Genomic DNA, 15,182 nt, shown 5'->3' with positions numbered 1-15,182 from the left:
GCTGGGTGGGACGGGCAAGTGCCAGTCTCATGAGAAGAAATTATGATTTTTACCCGTGGGGCTGTCTTCCCAAGACGATCCAAACGAGTACAATCACCCACATTCATTTGCCATCCTCGAGGGGCGTTGCGACAAGACTCACGGTCTTGCCAGGCTCGGGGCATGGATAGGTGGTATCCACCTTGGAGAACGACGCTCACCACGACCTGCATGGCGGGCTGCTGGTGAGAATTCATTTGCTCTCCCTGCAGTCTGCGTGCCGTATAACGGAGCCCGACTGTGACTTTTACCGATTACAAAATTGCCGATATTTCCTTGGCTGAATGGGGCCGCCGCGAGCTGACCATTGCCGAGACCGAAATGCCTGGCCTGATGGCCACCCGCGAGGAATTTGCTGCCTCCCAGCCCCTGAAGGGCGCGCGCATTGCCGGCAGTTTGCACATGACAATCCAAACTGGGGTTCTGATTGAAACCCTGACTGCCCTGGGCGCTGAAGTGCGCTGGGCATCGTGCAATATCTTCTCCACTCAAGATCACGCTGCCGCTGCCATTGCCGCATCTGGCGTGCCTGTGTTCGCCGTCAAGGGCGAAACCCTGGAAGAATACTGGCAATACGCCCACGACATTTTCGATTGGCCAGGTGAACAGGCCAACATGATTCTGGACGACGGTGGCGACGCTACCTTGTTGCTGCACCTGGGTGCCCGTGCAGAAAAAGACCTGTCCGTTCTGGACAAACCCGGCAGCGAAGAAGAGCGCGTCATGTTCGCCTCCATTCGTGCCCGTCTGCAAAACGACAAAACCTGGTACTCCACCCGTCTGGCCCAAATCAAGGGTGTGACCGAAGAGACCACCACAGGCGTGCACCGTCTGTACCAGATGGCCAAGAAAGGCGAACTGGCTTTCCCTGCCATCAACGTGAACGACTCGGTGACCAAGTCCAAGTTCGACAACCTGTACGGCTGCCGTGAGTCCCTGGTGGACGGTATCAAGCGCGCGACCGACGTGATGGTTGCCGGCAAGATTGCCGTGGTTTGCGGTTTCGGTGACGTGGGTAAAGGTTGCGCACAAGCACTGGCCGCCTTGCGCGCCCAGGTTTGGGTTACCGAAATTGACCCTATCTGCGCCCTGCAAGCCTCGATGGAAGGCTACCGCGTTGTGACCATGGAAGAAGCCGCTGACAAGGCTGACATCTTCGTGACTGCCACCGGTAACTACCACGTGATCGACCGCTCTCACATGGAACGCATGAAAGATCAGGCCATCGTGTGCAATATCGGTCACTTCGACAATGAAATTGACGTGGCCTCGGTGGAAGATCTGGAGTGGGAAGAGATCAAGCCTCAGGTTGATCACATCATTTTCCCTGATGGCAAGCGCATCATTCTGCTGGCCAAGGGCCGTCTGGTGAACCTGGGTTGTGCTACTGGCCACCCCTCTTTTGTGATGTCGGCTTCGTTCACGAACCAGACCATTGCACAAATTGAACTGTTCACTCGTGGTGAGAACTACGAAACGGGTAAAGTATATGTACTGCCCAAGCATCTGGACGAAAAAGTCGCTCGTTTGCACTTGAAGAAATTGGGTGTGAACTTGTCGACCTTGTCTCAGGCGCAGGCGGATTACATCAACGTACCTGTGCAAGGGCCTTTCAAGGCTGAGCACTACCGCTACTAAAACGCACCGGCGTCTTCGGACGCCTATTCTTGGAGCCCTATCATGACTTTGCTACTTGTCTGGATCCTGAATGCTGTTGCCCTGCTGGTTGTCGCCTACATCCTGCCTGGTATTACGGTTGCCTCGTTTGGCTCAGCTCTGATCGCTGCGCTGGTACTGGGTCTGCTCAATACCTTGGTCAAACCTTTGCTGATTGTGCTGACCTTGCCCATCACTATTGTGACTTTGGGCTTGTTCCTTCTGGTGCTCAACGCCTTGGTGTTCTGGTTTGCGGGCTCCATCCTCAAAGGCTTCCAGGTTGAAGGCTTCTGGTGGGCCTTGATTGGGGCGATCGTCTACAGTCTGGTTTCCGGGCTGCTGTCGGGATTGTTAATGAAATGAGCAACAAGCAAACCTTGAGCCTGGAGTTTTTCCCGCCGCGAGATATCGCGGCGCAGGAAAAACTGGTGCGCACCGCCAAGTCCTTGATGGGCTTGAACCCCGCCTATGTCAGCATGACGTTTGGAGCCGGTGGCTCCACCCGTGCTGGCACGGTCGATGCGGTAGCACTGCTGCAAAAACTGGGCTTTGATGTCGCACCGCACTTGTCGTGCATTGGTACGGCACCCGCGCAGCTTGGCGAGATGCTGGACAATTACCGCGATCAGGGCATACGACGTATCGTGGCCCTGCGCGGTGACTTGCCTTCGGGTATGGGTGGTGACGCGGGCGAACTGCGCTATGCCAGCGATCTGGTGTCATTCATTCGCGAAAACTATGGCGAACACTTTCATATCGAAGTGGCCGCTTATCCCGAGATGCACCCTCAGGCCACAGGCTTTAGCGACGACCTGGGTCACTTTGTGAACAAGGTCAAGGCAGGTGCGCACGGTGCGATCACGCAGTACTTCTTCAACCCGGACTCGTATTTCAGCTTTGTTGAGCGAGCCCAGGCGCAAGGAGTCACGATTCCGATCACACCGGGCATCATGCCCATTACCAACTCGTCCCAGTTGCTGCGGTTCTCGACCATGTGCGGTGCAGAAGTGCCGCGCTGGATTCGACTGCGACTGGCCGATTTTGGTGATGATCGTGCATCGATTCGTGCTTTCGGTATCGATGTGGTGGCACGCTTGTGTCAGGACCTGCTCGATGGCGGCGCTCCTGGCATTCACATGTACACCCTGAACGGGGCAGATGCGAGCATGGCTATCTTGCCGAATCTGACCTGGCGCTAAGCACTTCGCGTCGCGATAAAAAACCCGCCAAATGAATGTGGCGGGTTTTTTCATGGGGAACTGACTAGCCAGCATCTGACCCGGTTTAATCAACTGCTTGGTAAACAGAGTTCTGGATTAAACAGTTTGTGGTAGCGGGTTACTTATAGTTCCGGAGCGGGCACAGCCCAGCCTTTATCAGTCAGAATACTGTCCAGGCGTTGGTCGTGCGGGGCGGGCTGGTAGGCCTGGCCGGATAAATCGCCCACTGCCCAGGCAATACCAATGCTGGTAAAAGCGTGGTTTTGTTCTTTCAGCGCCGCCAAGGTCCGGTCGTAGTAACCCTTGCCATACCCCAGACGATCACCCTGTCTGGTGTAGCCCAGGGTGGGGACCAGGACAATATCCGGTTGCATGGTTTTAGTGGAAATGGGGATTTCGATGCCGTAGCGACCCTTTTCCATTTCGGTCTCGGGTGTCCACTCGACAAAGCTCAAAGGGGCATCGGCCTCTTTGACAACGGGCAGACAGACATTGATGCCTTCCTCTTCCACCCATTGAAGCAGCAGTGGGCGCAAGTCCGGCTCCTGGGCCATAGGCCAGAAAGCGGCAATGGTGGTGGGTTCGGCACGGCCCTGTTCACGCAGGCGGCTGCGGTTGGTGGCCAGCCAGGTAAACAGACGGCCCCGGATCAGCAAAGCGCCCCGGTTGGTGTCGATGGAGGGCTGCCCGGCTCGCAGGTCTTTTAGTCGCGTGCGCAGCGCGGCTGCGTTATGCTCTACGTTCTGAATCATGGGTGATTTTCTAAAGGCCGTCACTATGGGTATCAACCAGCTAAAGTACCAGAAAACACCAGCTTGGGGCATGGCATCCATGCTTCCTCGCCCGCCCTTGAGCGCTTTGGTGGTGTTTGCTCTGGGTTTGGTCGGCTGTGCGGGGTCGCAGTCGCCGCAAGCCCAGACCCATTCCCCGGATCCTGCCGTTGCCAAGCAAGCTGTCGTGTTGCAGCCTGCCAAAGAAGCCGTGCGCCGCTGGGATCGAGTCCCGCCTGTGCCGCCAACGGCCCGTCAGGCTTTGATTGACGCCCGTGATGCCATGCAGGCCAAGCGCTGGACGGCGCTCGATGCTCTGGCTCCGGTTGCCGCGAATGATCCTGTTCTGGGTTCTTACGCCGAATACTGGCGCTTGCGTCGGATTTTGCAGGACACGACCACGCCCGTGCCCGATGAGCAAATTCGTTTGTTCCTGAGCGGCAATCAAGATGAATACCTGGAAAATCGCCTGAAGTCCGACTGGATTGTGGCGGCCGCGCGTACCGGCAACTATGCTTTGGTGCGTGAGCTGGCCCCCGTTCACGCCCCTACCTCGGCTGTGAAGTGTGCAGTAGCGTCGGCACAGAACGTGGCCGGTCAGCCTGTGGATGTGCAGGACTTGCTGGCGTCGTTCTCTCCAAGCCAGGCCTGCTGGTCGGCACTGGACCAGTTGTACGCCCGTAAAGTGATCAGCAAGAATCAGGTCCGTGATCTGATGCGTGATGCTCTGGAAAATAACCGCACATCCCAGGCCCGCCGCCTGGCTGCGATTATCTTCACTGCGCCGCAAATGAAGGATTACACCGCTTTGATGGCTTCGCCGCAGAAGTGGCTGGATCGTAATGTGAACAACAGTTCGGTCAATCCGGAGCTGGTGTCCTTGGCCTTGTCCCGTCTGGGTCGTGGTCAGCGTGATGCTGCAGCGGCCTATATCGACCGTACCTGGGCCGGCAAAATCCCTCAGGAAAACCTGAATTGGGTGTGGGGCCAGTTTGGTCTGATCAGTGCCTTGCGGGTGGAAGACGATGCGGCCAAATGGTATCGCCGCTCCGGTCGTACCCCCATGACGGATTACAACAATGCCTGGCAAGTGCGCGCCGAGTTGCGTCAGGGCACCATCGAGTGGAAGCATGTCTCTGCCGCCATCGACAAGATGAACGATGCGCAAAAGGCCGAGCCGGTGTGGGTGTACTGGTCGGGGCGTGCCCATGAAGCCTTGGGTCATAAAGATCAGGCTCGTGCCAAGTTCCAGTCCATTGTGGGTGATCTGAACTTCTACGGTCAGCTGGCCACAGAAGAGTTGGGTCTGACACCTTCCTTGCCCCCTCAGCCACAGCCTTTGACGCCGTTGGACATGCAGGATGCCCGTACCAATGCGGGCTTGCTGCGTGCGGTGGAGCTGTTCAAGCTGGGTTGGCGTCCGGAAGCGGTACCCGAGTGGAACTTTGCCTTGCGTGGCATGAACGACAGACAGTTGCGTGCAGCAGCCGAGTTCGCGCGCGAGCAGCATATCTATGATCGCGTGGTGAATACCTCCCTGTTGACCAAGAACGAGATCGACTTCAGCCAGCGCTTTATCGCGCCCTTTGAAGGCCGCGTAACCGAGCAGGCCAAGTCCATCAATCTGGACCCGGCCTGGGTGTATGGCCTGATCCGTCAGGAATCGCGCTTCATTACCGATGCACGCTCGGGAGTCGGGGCGTCGGGCTTGATGCAGCTGATGCCTGCCACCGCCAAATGGGTGGCCAACAAGATCGATATGCGCGACTTCTCTCCCTCCCGTGTGAACGAGTTCGAGGTGAACACGGTGCTGGGTACCAATTACCTGAACATGGTTCTGGGGCAGCTGGATGGCTCGCAGGTCTTGGCATCGGCAGGCTATAACGCAGGGCCAGGACGTCCCCGCCAGTGGCGCTCGCGCTTGAACACTCCGGTGGAAGGGGCTATTTTTGCCGAAACCATTCCCTTTACCGAAACGCGCTTGTACGTGAAAAACGTGCTCTCCAACGCGACCTATTACGCCATGATGTTCAGCGGTCAGCCGCAGTCCCTCAAAGGGCGTTTGGGTACGATTTCGCCTTGATGAGTCCGTCCATGCTAGATGACAGACAGCAAGCAGCCTTGGCGGCCCTGATGGGGCCGCCAGATCCTGTTCTGGAAGGTTTGCAGGTCTATGTGGTGGGTGGCGCGGTTCGCGATGCCTTGCTGGGGCTGCCAGCGGGTGACAAGGATTGGGTCGTAGTCGGTGCCCGGCCCGAAGACCTGGCCGCGCGCGGCTTTGTTCCCGTAGGTGGCGACTTTCCTGTCTTTCTGAATCCCCATAGCAAAGAAGAGTTTGCGCTGGCTCGGACCGAGCGCAAGTCTGGCCGTGGTTACAAGGGCTTTACCTTTTACACCGGCACAGACGTGAGCCTGGCGGACGATTTGCGTCGCCGTGATCTGACCATCAATGCCATGGCCGTGGATGCGGCGGGGAATCTGCATGATCCCTTGAATGGTTTGGCGGATTTGCAGGCCCGTCTATTCCGGCATGTGGGCACCGCATTTAGCGAAGACCCGGTACGCTTGCTGCGTCTGGCACGTTTTGCCGCCCGCTTTTCCGAGTTCACCGTGGCCGACGATACCTGGGCTCTGGCACGTGATCTGGTCGAGCAGGGTGAAGTGGACGAGCTGGTGCCTGAGCGCATCTATCTGGAAATAGCGAAAGGTTTATCTGCCCAGCAGCCCGCTCGCATGTTCGAGGTACTGCGGGAAGTCGGCGCACTAGAGCGTGTCATGCCCGGCTTGAACTACAACGATCAGGTGGGCCACCAAGTGCAAGTCGCTAAAGACAGGCGTCTGGATCTGGCAAGCTGCTTTGCCGTTCTGTGCCATATTTCGGAAGCCCCAGGACAGGTGGCCGAGCAGATTCGTGCTCCTTCTGAATGGCGCGACCAGGCCCGTCTTTTGCCAGCGCTGTTGGCCAGCCCTGCCTTGTTGCAGCCTCGTGCAGGTGTGGAATCTGCCTTGCAGGTCATGGAGTCTTTGGATGCCTTGCGCAAACCAGAGCGCTTTACTCAGCTGATCGGTGCGGCGGCCTGTCTGCAAGACGTTCCAGAGCTGGAATGGGACTTCTTGCGAAAGGTGATGGCCAGTGTGGATGCCGGTGCAGTTGCTGCTCGATACAAGGCCGAGCCAGGCAAAATCCGTGAAGCGGTGCGCGCAGCTCGATTGGCAGCTTTGGAGCAGTCTGTTTAGTCTATGTGTGAGCAGCCTAGAGTGCACACTCAGAAAATAAGCGGCTAATAGGCCGCTTATTTTTTTCTGCTGAGTGCGTGTTCGTCTAGGGGGCGATGACTCGGGGGAGTGTTCTGGCGCGGTTGCTTCACGTAAAAACGGCAAGGTATATACCCTGCCGTTTGCTGATCTCTGCTTATGACTCTTGAGGGAAATGCCCTCAGGAAGTTCCCCAAGGGCCGCTTTACAGACGCTCGCGTCGATCTCCGCTCATTGTGCCCAGCACTGGGGCTGAAATATCGCGCCCAATAATCAGCACTTTGAACAGTTCCCCCATTTCCGCTTCAGACAGCAGCTTGTTGGCGGCACTCATGGTCTGTGCCCATTGCTGTTGCACGGCGGGCGATGGGTCTTCCGGCGGAGAAGCCAGGAAGTTGGTGATGCCGCAATTCATCAGGAAGCGCGCCTGGCTGGTATAGCCCAGCACATCCAAACCGGCCTCCAGGGCGGCATCCGCCATGGCGGTGAAGTCCACGTGGGCGGTAATGTCCTGCAAGCCAGCCAGCACCAGGGGCTCGGCATGAGCAAAGTGGCGGAAGTGGCACATCAAGGTGCCTTTGTCACGTTGCGGGTGATAGTACTCGCGCTGCGGAAAACCGTAGTCGATCAAAATGGCCGCGCCTTGCTTTAACCAAGTACCCATGCTGCGCACCCAGGCTTCGGCTTGCAGGTTGATCTCGGATAGGTAGAAGGGCTGCGCTTCCACGCGCTCGGCCACCAGCGAAGCCAGATGGTCGGGAGCCGGGCGGGTAGCCAGGTAGAAAGGCGCTGGCAGGCCTTGGGCCGTGCTGTCGTCTGCGGCAATGACACCTACTTCCAGCACCTTGCCAGCCACATCAAACGTGAACAGGCTGGCAGGCATGGCATCCAGAACTTCATTAGCTACCACGCAACCCTTGAAGCTGTGTGGGGTGCTGTCCAGCCATTGCACTTGTGCTTGCAGGGGGGCCAGACGCTCTTGCTGACGCGCACGCAAGTCCGGCGACACTTCCAGAATTGAATACTGCGGCTCGATACCTTGCTTGCGCAATTCCGTAATCAGCGCTTCGGCCAAAGCACCGCTACCCGCGCCAAACTCCAGAATGGACAGGGATTGGCTGCCTTCCAGCACTTCCATGACCTGACGGCTCAAGGTCTGAGCAAACAGGGGGGAGAGTTCGGGGGCCGTCGTAAAGTCGCCCGTTGGCTGATTGCTGCCAAACTTGGTGCTGCCACCGGTGTAGTAGCCCAGATGCGGGGCGTACAGCGCATGGTGCATCCATTGGTCGAAAGGCAGGAAACCGCCTTCATCGGCAATGCGGTCCAGCAAGTAATCGTTAACCTGTGCGACGTGTTTCTTCAGTTCCTCGGACAGGGGAGGCAAACCGTGTGGCAGGGCAGGGGCGGACAGTACGTTCATGGCGTCAGTTGGGCTTGTCGTTAGGTGTCTCGGAAGAAGCCGGGGCGGCGCTCTTGGCGCTGGCTTTCTTGGCCTGGGTCACTTGGTGCAGGGTGCGGATCATGCCCACCAGCATCCCGATCAGGATGGAGGTGGCAGCGGCCAGGATGAAGTTGCCGTAGACAAACCATAAAGGCAGGCACAGAACGGCCATCAGCAATATGGGTTTTTGCAGCAGAACTTTCATACACCCTCAAAAAAATAGCGTGGAATCGGGGCCAATTGTAGCCCAGGCCAGTGCTGTGCTTGAGCTTGCCCACTGCTGCGTTACCATGGGCGTTTTGTCTGCTTAGCAAAGGGGTAAGGATGAACGACAGGGAACAGGCCAGCGCCTGGTTACAGGCATGGGCCCATTTGATTCCGAATCCGGGCACGGTCCTGGATGTGGCCTGTGGTCGGGGGCGCAATGCCCGCTGGTTGGCCGAGCGCGGCAATACCGTGATCGGTGTAGACCGGGACCTGGAAGCGGTGGCAGCGACTTCACCTTACGGGGAAATTATCCAGGCTGATATCGAAAACGGTCCCTGGCCTTTCGCGGGGCGCAAGTTCAATGCCCTGGTGGTGACCAAGTATCTGTGGCGTCCCTTGATGCCGACTTTGCTGGAGAGTCTGGAGCCAGGTGGGGTACTGGTTTACGAAACCTTTGGGGTGGGCAACGAGCAATACAACACGCCACGTAATCCGGACTTTCTGTTGCAGCCGGGGGAGCTGCTGCGCTGGTGTGCGGACCTGGATATCGTGGCGTATGAGCATGGTTTCCGGGCCGATCCGGACCATATTGTTCAGCGCATTGTCGCCGTGCGTCCGCGTGAGGGCGGCTCTTTCAGCGATTACCGTCTGAATCCGCAAGACGGTGGTGGCAGTATCTGCGAGTAAAGTATGTGCAGTTTTGAGCCAAGCGCAGCGCTTGGCTCAAAGCCATGTATCCGTTGTTGCTTGAGCGCGTGTATCGAATCGCGGCTTAAAACAGATAGGTACGTGCCAGCATGGACAGGGCCACTACGGCCGTCAGAATGCTGAATCCTTGCTGCAAGCGCACAGAAGGAATATGAGGGGCCAGTTGTCGGCCTATCACCATTCCACCCATGGCCGAGGCCACAAAGACCCAGCCGCTAAGGGGAATCTCCGCCCCGTGAGCCAGACTCATGGCCGAAGCACTCAGGGAAATTAGGGCGATCAGCATCAAGGATGTGGCCACAATGCTGTGCATGGACAGGTCGCTGAAACGCTTCAAGGCAGGCACGATCAGAAAGCCGCCGCCTACACCCAACATGCCTGAAAACAAACCCGCTACCGCACCAATGGAAGCCAAGGTGGCGGTGCCTGTTGGCGTCCAGCGCAGGCGGCCGGTTTCCGGGTTCAGGCAACAGGGTGTATGAGCATGCGCCGTTGCCGCCGGACGACGCAGCATCTTGGTGGCAATCCAGAGCATGATGGCGACAAACAGGGTCACCAACACTTTTTCTGGCAAGGCATGGCTGATACGCACACCCAGTGATGTTACCAAAGCGCCTGTTACGGCCATGAACATGGCTGCACGATAGCGCACGATATGTTTGTACAAACCATCCGAAGCGCCGACCAAGGCTGCGGCGCCCACAGCCAGCAAGGCCACTGGTGTGGCCGCTGTCATGCTGTAACCCATGCCTAGTACCAAAGCGGGCACGGCCAAAATACCGCCACCCGCGCCAGTCAAACCTAGCGACAGGCCAGTCAGAATTCCCAGAATGATTGCAAGCGCCATAAGCCAGATGGCGTGACCCCGGTGGGGATCACGCCTTTTTTAAAAAGCGTAGTAATGGCTTATTGTACGCTCTTAACTTCTTTTGGAAATTAGCTTATTTATAAAAGTAATTAATAGGGCAGCTTTCCATGGCTTGGAGTTAGCCCGAATTACGTAGACCAGCCGCGATACCGTTGATCGTCAGGTGGATGACGTGTTGCTTGTTCACACCGCTGCGTGTGGGCTTGTTGGCTTTTTCACCTTGACGACGATGGCGGCGTAGCAGTTCCACCTGCAAGTGGTTCAGCGGGTCAATGTAGGCAAAGCGTTCAGCCAGGGCATCTTGCAAAGCCTGATCATGCGCCAGCAGCTCGTGGCCGGTGATTTCACGGAACAGTTGGTGGGTGAGCTCGAACTCGTCACGGATTTGCGTGAAGATGGTCTCGCGCAGTTCCTCGTCCTCGACCAGACCGGCGTATTTCAGGCCGATATCCAGGTCAGTCTTGGCCAGCACCTGCTCCATATTGGACAGCAGGGTGCGGAAGAAGGCCCAGTCACGTGCCATGGCTTGTAGTTGGGCCAAGCGCTTGTTGCGGTTCAGACCATCATTGGGCAGCCCCGATTCCAGATAGCGGTCCATGGCCGTGCCCATGCCGTACCAGCCAGGAATAGGCAGACGGCATTGTGCCCAGGAGAAACTCCAGGGGATGGCGCGCAGGTCTTCAATGCTTTGCGTGGCCTTGCGCGACGAAGGGCGCGAGCCGATATTCAGGCCAGCAATTTCCTTGATAGGAGTGGACTGGAAGAAGTACTGATCAAAGTTCGGCGTGCCGTAGACCAGTTGGCGATAGCTTTGATGAGCCTGCTCGGACATCCAGGCCATGGCCTCCCCATACGCAGCCAGATGTTCGTCGTCATTGGACGAGCCTTTGCGTGAACCCAGGCTGGCTTCCAGCGTGGCTGCGACAAATAGCTCCAGATGCCAGCGACCCACGTCCGCATCCTTGTAGCGGCCTTGAATCATTTCGCCTTGCTCGGTCAGACGAATCTGACCATTCACGGTGCCCGGAGGTTGCGCCAAAATAGCGTCGAAACTGGAACCACCGCCTCGGCCTACCGAACCGCCACGGCCATGGAACAGGCGCAGACGTACTTTGCGGCGCGAGAAAACCTGCGCAAATTCGCGCTCGGCACGGTATAGCGTCCAGTTGGAGGTCAGGTAGCCACCGTCTTTATTACTGTCCGAATAACCCAGCATCACTTCCTGTACGCTGTCCTGAGCGTGACGCACACGCTGGCGGATTTCAGGCATATCCAGCCATTCCTGCATGATTTGCGGGCCTCGCTCCAAGTCAGGGATGGTTTCGAATAGCGGTACAACCATCAGACCTTGGTGTTCTGGCTCGTTGGAGTTGGGCACGATCAGGCCGGTTTCTTGTTGCAGCACCAGCACTTCCAGCAAATCGCTGAGCGTTTCGGTGTGCGACACAATGGTTTGTTCCAGCGCACGCGCACCAAAGCGACGTCGGCATTCGGCGGCTTTGCGCAGAATGGACAATTCTTTCTCGGTTTCTTCCGAGTAGCGATACCAGGGCGAAACCAGAGGGCGATGGTGACGCAGCTCCGAGCGCAGCAAGGTGATGCGGTCTTCTTCGGACAGTTGGCGGTAATTGACGGGTTCGTCCTTGTACAGCGTGCCTGCCACGCGGAACAGCTCGTCCAGCACACGCTCGTGCACGTCCGAGCTTTGGCGCAGGTCCAAAGTGGCCAGATGGAAGCCGAAAACCTCCACAGCTTGAATCAATTCGTTCAAACGCAGGCCGGCAATGGCGCCGCCTTTGTTCTCAGCCAAGGAGTCGGCAATGATTTGCAGCTCAGCTTTGAACTCTTGCGGGTTGGCATAAGCGGGGGCAGCGTAAGTGGGGCGATCAGCCAGATCGCGGCCCAGCAGGTTTTGAGCAGTGGCCGCCATACGGGCGTACAGATGAATAAAGCTGCGGCGATAAGGCTCGTCCACACGATGTGGTGAGGGGTCCTGGCTGCTGGCCGACAAGGCTGCCAAGTCTTTGCTGACGCGGTTCAGTGCGTCGGATACGGAGATTTCCGTACCCAGCAGACGAATCTGCTCCAGATAGTGTTGCAGCGCACGTGTCGACTGACGCAGCACCGCTTGTTCAACTGTTTCAGGGCCTACATTGGGGTTGCCATCGCGGTCACCGCCAATCCAGCTGCCCATGCGCAAAAAGGCGGGCAGGGAGCGTGTTTTCTGATCCAGCAGGCTTTTCTTGCCCGGTTCCAGCAAACGGTCCAGATCGTGGTACAGCTGCGGAATGGTGGGCAGGAAGGTGGAGCCGTAATAGGCCAGGGCGTTGTCGATCTCGTCCATCACCGTCAGTTTGTGGTCGCGCAGCATGCGGGTTTGCCACAGCAGGGACACCAGACCGGTCAGCTTTTCCTGGGTGCGGGCCGATTGTGTGGCGCTGGCTTTGTGATCCAGGCCGTTCAATTCATCGGCAATGGCCATATGCACAGCCAGCGTACTTTGGCGCTGAACCTCGGTAGGGTGAGCCGTCAGCACCGGCATCACACAGGCTTCTTGCAGATAGCGGCGAATTTTTTTGGCGCTCAAACCCTGGTCCATCAAGGTTTGAATGGCGTGTTGCAGGCTGCCCAGCAGTTTTTCAGGATCTTGCTCTTCGCGGCGACGGTTCTGGTCGCGGTCCTCGGCAATATTGGACAGGTGCAGAAAGTAGGCAAAGGCACGGGCCACGGAGCGGGCCTGCGCATCATTCAGTTTGGGAATGTCTTTTTCCAGAATCCGTGCTTGCTGCGGATCGTGTTCACGTCTGAAACTGACAGCCGCCCGGCGCAGGGCTTCAATCAGCGTGAAGGTCGCCTTTCCTTCGCTATCACGAATCACCTCTCCCAGGGCCTTGCCCAGAAAGCGGATGTCCTGTCTAAGCAGGTTGGAAAGGTCAGGCACGGCCTGCGGCATAATATATCTCCTGTTAAATAAGGGGTTTTGCTGCAAAGGATTCTGGGTGCCAGATCGGTAGCCGCCCTACTGTAAGACGCCTGCCCGACCTTGACGCGCACAAAGCGCCTTGGGACGTTTATGATAGGTATCTTTACATAATTTTCCTGTTCAGAGAGTAGTCATGCCCCAATATCGCTCCCGTACCTCGACCCACGGTCGTAATATGGCCGGCGCGCGTGCCCTGTGGCGCGCCACCGGTATGAAAGACGAGGATTTCTCCAAACCGATCATTGCGGTGGTGAACTCCTTTACACAATTCGTACCGGGTCACGTACACCTGAAAGACATGGGCCAGCTGGTTGCCCGTCAAATTGAAGCGGTCGGCGGTGTGGCAAAAGAGTTCAACACCATTGCTGTGGACGACGGTATTGCGATGGGCCACGGCGGCATGCTGTATTCCCTGCCTTCGCGCGAACTGATCGCCGACTCGGTGGAATACATGGTCAACGCCCACTGTGCCGACGCCATGGTGTGTATCTCCAACTGCGACAAAATCACCCCCGGTATGTTGATGGCCGCCATGCGCCTGAACATTCCTGTGGTGTTTGTGTCGGGCGGACCGATGGAAGCGGGCAAGGTCTACTCGCCAGACGGCAAGACCGTGGTGCAAAAGCTGGATCTGGTGGACGCCATGATTCAAGCCGCTGACCCTAATGTCACTGATGAACAGGCTGAAGCCGTTGAGCGCAGCGCTTGTCCGACCTGTGGTTCCTGTTCGGGCATGTTTACCGCCAACTCCATGAACTGTCTGACCGAGGCGCTGGGCCTGTCCCTGCCTGGTAACGGCACCATTGTTGCCACCCACGCTCGCCGCCAAGGCTTGTTTGAGCGCGCTGGCAGCCTGATCGTGGATCTGGCCAAACGCTACTACGAGCAAGACGACGAATCCGTTCTGCCACGCAACATCGCCACCTACCAGGCTTTTGAAAACGCCATGACCCTGGACGTGGCCATGGGCGGCTCCACCAACACCGTGCTGCATTTGCTGGCCGCTGCCCAGGAAGCCGGTGTGGAATTTACGATGGCCGATATCGACAAGATTTCGCGCCGCGTCCCTTGCCTGTGTAAAGTGGCTCCCGCCACCCCCGAATTCCACATGGAAGACGTGCACCGCGCGGGCGGCATCATGGCCATTCTGGGCGAACTGGCCCGTGCCGACTTGCTGAACCTGGACGTGGGCAACGTGCACAGTGGTACCTTGCGTGAAGCCATCAAGCGTTGGGACGTCAAGGGCGACAACGTCAAAGCCATCAGCGACTTCTTCCGTGCTTCCCCCGGCGGCATTCCGACCCAAGTGGCTTTCAGCCAGGACCGTTACTACCAGGAATTGGACACAGACCGCGCCAAAGGCTGTATCCGCGACAAGGCTAATGCTTATTCGCAAGACGGTGGCTTGGCCGTGTTGTACGGCAACCTGGCCATCAACGGTTGTATCGTGAAAACCGCTGGCGTGGATGAAAGTATTCTGACCTTCACCGGTACGGCGCGTGTTTACGAAAGCCAGGACGATTCCGTTGCCGCCATTCTGGACGGCGTGGTCAAGGCAGGCGATGTGGTCATCATTCGCTACGAAGGCCCCAAAGGTGGCCCTGGTATGCAGGAAATGCTGTACCCCACCTCCTATCTGAAATCCATGGGCTTGGGCAAAAGCTCGGCCTTGTTCACCGATGGTCGCTTCTCCGGCGGTTCGTCCGGTCTGGTGATTGGTCATGCTTCGCCTGAAGCGGCTGAGGGTGGCAACATCGCCCTGGTGCAAGATGGCGACACCATCGAGATCGACATCCCCAACCGTCGTATTCACCTGGCTATCAGCGATGAAGAAATGGCCGCACGCCGTGCCGAAATGGAATCGCGTGGCTCTAAGGCCTGGAAGCCAGTGAACCGCGAGCGCGTTGTGTCGCAAGCACTGAAAGCCTATGCCGCGCTGGCCACTTCGGCTGACCGTGGTGCGGTGCGTGACGTGTCGCAGCTGGATCGCTAAGCACTAGTTCTGCTTGTAAAAACCCCACCTGCCTTGAAGCAG

12 protein-coding genes and 1 riboswitch are annotated in these 15,182 nt (G+C 57.7%); of the genes, 7 read left to right on the top strand and 5 right to left on the bottom strand.

What is annotated here, in order from left to right:
• The first annotated feature begins 112 nt into the window (after positions 1 to 112).
• Positions 113 to 205, top strand: a riboswitch (S-adenosyl-L-homocysteine riboswitch).
• Positions 206 to 279: 74 nt separating this feature from the next.
• The 3 genes from ahcY to metF are packed head-to-tail and all read left to right on the top strand — an operon-like array spanning position 280 to position 2,894.
• Positions 280 to 1,677 (top strand): adenosylhomocysteinase, encoded by a 1,398-nt coding sequence (gene ahcY, locus ACLPGZ_RS05265; protein ID WP_026484121.1) that lies wholly within the window; start codon positions 280 to 282, stop codon positions 1,675 to 1,677.
• Positions 1,678 to 1,719: 42 nt separating this feature from the next.
• On the top strand, positions 1,720 to 2,058 hold the full coding sequence (locus tag ACLPGZ_RS05260; RefSeq protein ID WP_203145157.1) for a phage holin family protein: 339 nt from the start codon (positions 1,720 to 1,722) through the stop codon (positions 2,056 to 2,058).
• A complete protein-coding gene (metF, locus tag ACLPGZ_RS05255) occupies positions 2,055 to 2,894 on the top strand; it encodes a methylenetetrahydrofolate reductase [NAD(P)H] (protein ID WP_021447042.1) in 840 nt (279 codons plus the stop codon). Before ACLPGZ_RS05260 ends, metF begins: the two co-directional genes overlap by 4 nt.
• Before the next feature lie 143 nt (positions 2,895 to 3,037).
• Here the strand turns inward: metF and ACLPGZ_RS05250 are convergent, their stop codons facing one another.
• The gene (locus ACLPGZ_RS05250) at positions 3,038 to 3,667 is read right to left on the bottom strand and encodes a 5-formyltetrahydrofolate cyclo-ligase (RefSeq protein ID WP_035273579.1); all 630 of its coding nucleotides are present in this window, start codon (positions 3,665 to 3,667) and stop codon (positions 3,038 to 3,040) included.
• Between ACLPGZ_RS05250 and ACLPGZ_RS05245 the strand changes: the two genes are divergently transcribed.
• Together ACLPGZ_RS05245 and ACLPGZ_RS05240 are read left to right on the top strand one after the other, a co-directional pair.
• A complete protein-coding gene (locus tag ACLPGZ_RS05245; protein WP_230940618.1) occupies positions 3,666 to 5,768 on the top strand; it encodes a lytic transglycosylase domain-containing protein in 2,103 nt (700 codons plus the stop codon). The two genes, ACLPGZ_RS05250 and ACLPGZ_RS05245, sit on opposite strands and share 2 nt — an antisense overlap.
• An 11-nt stretch (positions 5,769 to 5,779) precedes the next feature.
• Positions 5,780 to 6,922, top strand: coding sequence for a hypothetical protein (locus tag ACLPGZ_RS05240; RefSeq protein WP_429641032.1), 1,143 nt, complete (start codon positions 5,780 to 5,782; stop codon positions 6,920 to 6,922).
• Positions 6,923 to 7,145: 223 nt separating this feature from the next.
• On the opposite strand, the gene ACLPGZ_RS05235 is transcribed toward ACLPGZ_RS05240, so the two are convergent.
• Both ACLPGZ_RS05235 and ACLPGZ_RS05230 read right to left on the bottom strand, forming a co-directional pair.
• Positions 7,146 to 8,360, bottom strand: coding sequence for a class I SAM-dependent methyltransferase (locus ACLPGZ_RS05235; protein WP_115635269.1), 1,215 nt, complete (start codon positions 8,358 to 8,360; stop codon positions 7,146 to 7,148).
• 4 nt (positions 8,361 to 8,364) lie between these two features.
• Complete coding sequence (locus tag ACLPGZ_RS05230) at positions 8,365 to 8,586, bottom strand: hypothetical protein (RefSeq protein WP_009462588.1); 222 nt, start codon at positions 8,584 to 8,586, stop codon at positions 8,365 to 8,367.
• A gap of 119 nt (positions 8,587 to 8,705) precedes the next feature.
• Here ACLPGZ_RS05230 and ACLPGZ_RS05225 point away from each other — a divergent pair, with 119 nt between their 5' ends.
• Positions 8,706 to 9,275, top strand: a complete 570-nt coding sequence (locus tag ACLPGZ_RS05225) for a class I SAM-dependent methyltransferase (protein WP_239055052.1) — start codon at positions 8,706 to 8,708, stop codon at positions 9,273 to 9,275.
• An 85-nt stretch (positions 9,276 to 9,360) separates the two neighbouring features.
• On the opposite strand, the gene ACLPGZ_RS05220 is transcribed toward ACLPGZ_RS05225, so the two are convergent.
• Positions 9,361 to 10,143 (bottom strand): sulfite exporter TauE/SafE family protein, encoded by a 783-nt coding sequence (locus ACLPGZ_RS05220; RefSeq protein ID WP_429641031.1) that lies wholly within the window; start codon positions 10,141 to 10,143, stop codon positions 9,361 to 9,363.
• Positions 10,144 to 10,282: 139 nt separating this feature from the next.
• Positions 10,283 to 13,117, bottom strand: coding sequence for a phosphoenolpyruvate carboxylase (ppc, locus tag ACLPGZ_RS05215; RefSeq protein ID WP_429641030.1), 2,835 nt, complete (start codon positions 13,115 to 13,117; stop codon positions 10,283 to 10,285).
• Between the two features lie 163 nt (positions 13,118 to 13,280).
• On the opposite strand from ppc, the gene ilvD reads away from it, so the two are divergent.
• Positions 13,281 to 15,140 (top strand): dihydroxy-acid dehydratase, encoded by a 1,860-nt coding sequence (ilvD, locus tag ACLPGZ_RS05210; RefSeq protein ID WP_429641029.1) that lies wholly within the window; start codon positions 13,281 to 13,283, stop codon positions 15,138 to 15,140.
• Positions 15,141 to 15,182: the final 42 nt, after the last annotated feature.

Source organism: Alcaligenes sp. Me129 (assembly GCF_050487245.1).
Lineage (GTDB): Bacteria > Pseudomonadota > Gammaproteobacteria > Burkholderiales > Burkholderiaceae_B > Alcaligenes > Alcaligenes phenolicus.
The sequence above is the reverse complement of the archived record's forward strand: the minus strand, read 5'-3'. Positions and strand labels throughout refer to the sequence as shown.

Coding starts and splice junctions, on each gene's coding strand:
- ACLPGZ_RS05260 (WP_203145157.1), top strand. CDS start 1,720: ATGACTTTGCTACTTGTCTGGATCCTGAATGCTGTTGCCCTGCTGGTT.
- metF (WP_021447042.1), top strand. CDS start 2,055: ATGAGCAACAAGCAAACCTTGAGCCTGGAGTTTTTCCCGCCGCGAGAT.
- ACLPGZ_RS05245 (WP_230940618.1), top strand. CDS start 3,666: ATGGGTGATTTTCTAAAGGCCGTCACTATGGGTATCAACCAGCTAAAG.
- ACLPGZ_RS05250 (WP_035273579.1), bottom strand. CDS start 3,667: ATGATTCAGAACGTAGAGCATAACGCAGCCGCGCTGCGCACGCGACTA.
- ACLPGZ_RS05240 (WP_429641032.1), top strand. CDS start 5,780: ATGCTAGATGACAGACAGCAAGCAGCCTTGGCGGCCCTGATGGGGCCG.
- ACLPGZ_RS05235 (WP_115635269.1), bottom strand. CDS start 8,360: ATGAACGTACTGTCCGCCCCTGCCCTGCCACACGGTTTGCCTCCCCTG.
- ACLPGZ_RS05230 (WP_009462588.1), bottom strand. CDS start 8,586: ATGAAAGTTCTGCTGCAAAAACCCATATTGCTGATGGCCGTTCTGTGC.
- ACLPGZ_RS05225 (WP_239055052.1), top strand. CDS start 8,706: ATGAACGACAGGGAACAGGCCAGCGCCTGGTTACAGGCATGGGCCCAT.
- ACLPGZ_RS05220 (WP_429641031.1), bottom strand. CDS start 10,143: ATGGCGCTTGCAATCATTCTGGGAATTCTGACTGGCCTGTCGCTAGGT.
- ppc (WP_429641030.1), bottom strand. CDS start 13,117: ATGCCGCAGGCCGTGCCTGACCTTTCCAACCTGCTTAGACAGGACATC.
- ilvD (WP_429641029.1), top strand. CDS start 13,281: ATGCCCCAATATCGCTCCCGTACCTCGACCCACGGTCGTAATATGGCC.